Genomic DNA, 4,802 nt, shown 5'->3' on the forward strand with positions numbered 1-4,802 from the left:
CTTGTGATTAAGCTTTCGTTACATAGCTATAAATTTTCTCGCCTACCTACTTAGAAGAAGAAAAACTATTATCGAAAGATGAAGCACTACAATATTATCAATCGCTAAAAGAAGAAAAGGTGGCAAGCTAAAGATACTAAAAGATTTTTGAAAGAACTTGCTGCTTTACCAGTTGAGATTCAAAGCCGCGTATAACTTATCATCTTTCAATAACTTGCATCGGAGAATCCCTTTGAGTTAGGATATCTTGAAAACTGAAAGGCTATAGCGATAAATATAAAATTCGGGTTTGTGATTATCGGATTGGCATTACTCTTAATCAAGAAACAAAAACATTAATCTGCCAATGAGTTGCTCATCGAAAAGACATCTATAGAATTTTTCCTTGAAGCACATACTGTAATATTAAAATTATAGGCGATCGCAAAAGTTATTTAACTGCTGAAACTCTTCACATAATTGAACAAATCAAAACCCGTCAAGAATTCATACAGTTAAGTCTGTTTGATTAGATTGGAATCCTCAGCATGACGGCTGAGGAGGATGTCAACATTTACCTTAGCCTTTGGTGTAACGCAATCTACTAACAATAGAAGTGAGAATACACGTATATCAAGCTTAGGTGAACCTCTACCGCTTGTGTTGGCGCAATTGCTCTACTATATATTCTTCCAGTTCTTGCCTTTCTCTCTTGCTGGCATTTCGTTGATAAGTTCTTCCGGTTTCTTGCATAAACCTGCGTTTTTCGCTGGGAGAAGATTTGAGTTTACCTCCAGTTCCTTGCAGCTTTTGCTGTAATTCTTCCCAAGTCTTTTCCCCTACACTTTCACCTACTTTGACTAGAACCTTTGGTAATAATATTTTTGCCTCTCTTTGAAAATCTTCTTCTGTCTCAAGGGAAGCTAAATCTATATTGCTGAAGTCGATATCGATTTGAAACTTGCTCATAGAATTGTATTTGTTCTTACAACGATTATTACTACAATGGGAGTCTATGGAGGTTGCTTTCTAACCTTATTGTTGTCAAATTACGAGTATTAAAATCGAAATATATCAAATTAATGATCAATCTGCAATTCATCAAAATCCTCAAAAACACTATTTTTTCTTTGTGCATCTTGGCTCAAATCATGGTTATATCTCAGATAATCATTGATTTTATCGATTTTTAAAGAATGATTTAAGACTTTTATATCTAAAGGAATATATATCTAGTTAATGCAAGCTTAAGCAGGTCAGGAGTATTAAAAATGCTATCTTAAGGGCAAAGGTCATTTGCTCAATTTTTGAGGAAAACGCTATGACTACAACGCTCATAGAGGCTACTTCTATAGAGTCATTGCTAGGTAAAGAGGCAGAAGACCTGCTTACCTACAAAGCAAAAGTTTCTCGTGATTTACTACATTTGCCGGGGCCAGACTTTGTAGATCGCATCTGGATCAACAGCGATCGCAACCCTCAAGTATTGCGTAATCTCCAGTTACTTTATTCTACTGGCCGTCTTGCATATACTGGATATCTGTCTATTCTCCCGGTAGACCAAGGGATTGAACACTCAGCAGGCGCGTCTTTTGCGCCCAATCCGATTTACTTTGACCCAGAAAATATTGTCAGGCTAGCGATCGCTTCAGGTTGCAATGCGGTTGCTACCACTCTGGGAACATTAGGTATCGTTTCGCGCAAGTATGCCCACAAAATACCTTTTATTGCCAAAATCAATCACAACGAATTGCTGACTTTCCCCAATCAATTTGACCAAGTATTATTTGCTGATGTAGAACAAGCTTGGAATTTGGGTGCGGTAGCGGTGGGTGCGACAATTTACTTTGGCTCAGACCAGTCTACCAGACAAATTCAGGAAATCAGCAAAGCTTTTAAACGTGCCCATGAACTGGGAATGGTCACAATTCTCTGGTGCTATCTGCGGAATAACGCTTTTAAACAAGATAAAGATTACCACCTTGCTGCTGACCTCAGCGGACAGGCAAATCATTTGGGTGTAACCATTGAAGCCGACATCATTAAACAAAAGCTAGCTGAAAATAACAATGGTTATGGTGCAATTGCCAAAGCCAGCGGTAAGAGTTACGGCAAAACGGATGAGCGGGTTTACACAGACTTGACAACTGATCACCCAATTGATTTGACTCGTTACCAAGTCCTAAATTGCTACTCTGGGCGTGTGGGATTGATTAATTCTGGCGGCGCGACTGGTAAAAATGACTTCGCCGAAGCAGTTCGCACCGCTGTAATCAACAAACGCGCTGGTGGTTCAGGATTAATTTCTGGGCGCAAGACGTTCCAGCGTCCCTTTGAGGAAGGTGTGAAACTATTTCACTCCATTCAAGATGTTTATTTGTCGCCGGATGTGACGATAGCTTAGGGATTGGGGAAGGGAATAGGGTACAGGTTACAGGGTACAGGTTATTCACTGTCACCTATCACCTGTCACCTGTCACGTAATCCCCCATTGTAGAGACGGCGATTCATCGCGTCTCTTGCCTTAACCGAAGCGTATTGCCTCATCTCCCCAATTCCCAATGAATTCAGAAAAGCAAATCTTGCCAAGGATTCTGGGATATCCTTAGATAAGTGAAAGATTTGCCAAAAAATAGTAAGAATGAAGCTGGCAGCAAGAGTAAGTCAGGTAACACCTTCATTAACCTTAGCGATCGCAGCCAAGGCTAAGGCACTGAAGGCGGAAGGAATAGATGTTTGTAGTTTTAGCGCTGGAGAACCAGATTTTGATACCCCGGCGCATATTAAAGCCGCAGCAGCAAAAGCTTTGGATGAAGGCAAAACCAAATATGGTGCAGCAGCTGGAGAACCAAAGTTAAGGGAAGCGATCGCCCACAAGCTTAAAATTGATAACGGTCTTGATTACAAGTCCGAGAATGTCATCGTCACCAATGGCGGTAAGCATTCTCTGTACAACTTAATGGTGGCATTAATCGATCCAGGTGATGAGGTAATTATTCCTGCACCCTACTGGTTAAGTTATCCCGAAATGGTGACTTTGGTTGGCGGGGTTCCGGTGATTGTATCTACAGATGCCACGACGGGTTATAAAATTACTCCCGAAGAACTCCGTAAAGTAATCACCCCGAAGACGAAGTTATTTATCCTCAACTCCCCATCTAATCCCACAGGAATGGTGTACACGCCAGATGAAATCAAAGCACTGGCGCAGGTAGTAGTTGATGCAGATATCTTTGTTGTCTCTGATGAGATTTACGAAAAGATTCTCTACGACGGTGCAGAACATATCAGCATCGGTTCACTTGGGAAGGAAATTTTTGACCGCACTTTGATTAGTAATGGGTTTGCGAAGGCTTATTCCATGACTGGTTGGAGACTTGGTTATTTAGCGGGGCCAGTGGAAATTATTAAGGCAGCGAGTACCATTCAAGGACATAGTACATCTAACGTGTGTACCTTTGCCCAATATGGTGCGATCGCAGCTTTGCAAAGTCCTCAAGATTGTGTCGAAGAAATGCGCCAAGCCTTCGCCAAACGCCGCCAGGTAATGTTAGACAGACTCAACGCCATTCCCGGATTGAGTACTGCAAAACCAGATGGCGCGTTTTATCTGTTCCCTGATATCAGCAAAACCGGTCTAAAATCCTTAGAATTTTGTGACGCTTTGTTGGAAAAACATCAAGTTGCAGTCATTCCCGGAATTGCTTTTGGCGCTGATGACAACATTCGCCTTTCCTATGCCACCGATATGGCGACGATTGAAAAGGGAATGGATAGATTGGAAAAATTTGTCAAGTCGCGTATTTAATTAGTTGTCATTTGTCATTTGTCATTCGTCATTTGTGAGGAGAATTTACCAAATCTCCAACTTTTAACTCCACCTTTTCGACTCAGAACGGGTGGAGTTCATTTTTAAACCTGAAGTTCCGAGTTTCAGACAGGGGAAATGCATCTTATTTTCTAACAAAAACTAGTCTCTAAATGCCATCAAAAAAGCTAGTAGGCATCACTCCAAAAAAAAGATTATTTGTGCAGTCGATGCATCAGAATAGTATCAAGGGGCGATCGGTCTCAATATCACCCCTTGGTATTTGCAAGAACAAGATACAAAAACTCTTTACAAGATTTGCGATCGCACTAATGACCTCTATGAAAAATCTAGCTCTACTATCTGCTACAGCCCTCACCGCCACAACTGGATTGGTTTTTGGGACAATGCAAGCCGCCTCTGCTGCCACTTTAACCTGGCAATGGAATTATTCTGGTACTGGTATAACAGCAAATGGTAATTTCGTCAGTAATGACACCCCCGACGATTTGGGTTTTTACCAGATTATGGGGATTACTGGTACACGAAATGGTGAGACAATTACTGGTCTGCAACCTGCTGGGACTCCAATACCGGGAAACGAACCTTTTAATGTTGACAATTTAATTAGTCTTAATAGTCAGCAGTTAACGGGTGACGGTTTTGGGTATTCCACCTCCGGGGGAAACTATTCTAGTCCATTTTTTGCTAATTTTTTGCCGACACCAGGTTATTTAGAGGTTTTTTCTGCGCCACCATTGACACCAGGTTTTGAAAATTTTGGGACGGAAGATAGTGAATTACCCATTAGTTTTTCTGCAACTATAGTCAGCGTCCCTGAACCCACCTCTACCCTGAGCTTACTCGCCCTCGGCACTCTCAGCACATATTTAGTATTTAAACGTAAGAAGCTATCCAAATTAACTGATAATAAGCAATCGGATGGGGTTCAAGCATAAGTACTATAGGACTAGTATTTGATTTATGAAAAAATCTAAGTATATGTAGGGGAGCC

At 41.2% G+C, this 4,802-nt stretch carries 4 protein-coding genes; 3 read left to right on the plus strand and 1 reads right to left on the minus strand.

Features of this window, described 5'->3' with window-relative positions; genetic code table 11:
• Nucleotides 1-630 precede the first annotated feature (630 nt).
• A complete protein-coding gene (locus tag VB740_RS35835) occupies nt 631-948 on the minus strand; it encodes a hypothetical protein (protein ID WP_323204556.1) in 318 nt (105 codons plus the stop codon).
• 352 nt (nt 949-1,300) lie between these two features.
• Here VB740_RS35835 and VB740_RS35840 point away from each other — a divergent pair, with 352 nt between their 5' ends.
• From VB740_RS35840 to VB740_RS35850, 3 genes are all read left to right on the plus strand, one after another.
• Complete coding sequence (locus VB740_RS35840) at nt 1,301-2,383, plus strand: class I fructose-bisphosphate aldolase (protein ID WP_323204557.1); 1,083 nt, start codon at nt 1,301-1,303, stop codon at nt 2,381-2,383.
• 237 nt (nt 2,384-2,620) lie between these two features.
• The gene (locus tag VB740_RS35845; RefSeq protein WP_323204558.1) at nt 2,621-3,787 is read left to right on the plus strand and encodes a pyridoxal phosphate-dependent aminotransferase; all 1,167 of its coding nucleotides are present in this window, start codon (nt 2,621-2,623) and stop codon (nt 3,785-3,787) included.
• Nucleotides 3,788-4,128: 341 nt separating this feature from the next.
• Nucleotides 4,129-4,746: a PEP-CTERM sorting domain-containing protein gene (locus VB740_RS35850; RefSeq protein WP_323204559.1), complete on the plus strand. Its 618-nt coding sequence runs from the start codon at nt 4,129-4,131 to the stop codon at nt 4,744-4,746.
• The last annotated feature ends 56 nt before the right edge of the window (nt 4,747-4,802 follow it).

It is taken from the genome of Nostoc sp. UHCC 0251, assembly GCF_034932245.1.
Taxonomy (GTDB): domain Bacteria; phylum Cyanobacteriota; class Cyanobacteriia; order Cyanobacteriales; family Nostocaceae; genus Nostoc.